Raw genomic sequence first — 957 nt, forward strand, 5'->3', positions numbered from 1 at the left:
GCAAGCGCCAGCAACGCGCCTGTTCTTCCTTGCCATCCCATACCCAGACACGGGTATGCAGGTACTCCGCCCGTAAACGGCCTTTCTCGCCCTGACGCAGGGTGATGCGTTTCCAGGCGGATTCGGATTGCTGCCTGGCCCATTGCGCTACCGTTTGCCCAGGCGCTTCGGTACGCCGCTTTGAAGCCCGTCGTCCCCGACCACCAGAAGCGGGGGGCACATAAGGCTCAGGATCGTTCAGCCAGATGCGCTGATCTTTGTGGACATCGGCCACGAAGCACAACGAGCGGGAAGCCAACCCCCGAAGAAATCCCGGATCCTTGCCATAGCCACCATCAACGACCACATAACCAAAGCGTACGCCGTGCGTCAATGCCGCATCAACCCGTTCCAGGGCCTGTGTGCATTTGCTGCGCATCTGACGCGCTTCTTCAGGCACCCGGGCCCGCTGGCAGCGTGCCTCGTCTTCTACCCAGCTTTTGGGCAAATACAGACGACTGTCGAGCAAAGTCACCCGACGGCCCCGGCATAAAGCAGAAAAAACGCCTACTTGAGCATTGTCCACCTTGCCCAGGCGACCATTCCATTGCCGCGCCACGCCCGCTGATGCCTGTCCTTTCTTGGCAAAGGCGCTTTCGTCCAGAATCAATGCCGAGTCATCTCCGCCCAGCAAGGCATCAGCCTGGCGGGCGATTTCCCCGGTCAAGCCTTTCCAATCCACGGAGGCCTCCGTCAGTAAATGGTTCAAAGCCTGTGAATCCGTTTCCATACCCTCGCTCATGCGTAACTGAGTGCCGCGCGGCGCCTGGAACAGGCCCTGGATATAGCTCTGAAACGCGCCAGAGACGGTGCGGGTGCGAGAAGACAAAAAAGTCGAAAAAAGCAGAAAATGCCGACACAGGCGCTGTGGGAGCTGCTGAAGGGTATTTTCGAAGGGGGTGCAGGTACTTTCAGGAA

The 957-nt window shown here is 58.9% G+C and carries 1 protein-coding gene; it reads right to left on the reverse strand.

What is annotated here, in order from left to right; genetic code table 11:
- Nucleotides 1–868 (reverse strand): IS701 family transposase (locus ACOCD2_RS22145; protein WP_419626132.1); only part of this gene is annotated, 868 nt, incomplete at its 3' end.
- Between the last annotated feature and the right edge of the window lie 89 nt (nt 869–957).

It is taken from the genome of Thiolapillus sp. (genome assembly GCF_048562965.1).
GTDB lineage: Bacteria > Pseudomonadota > Gammaproteobacteria > Chromatiales > Chromatiaceae > Thiolapillus > Thiolapillus brandeum_A.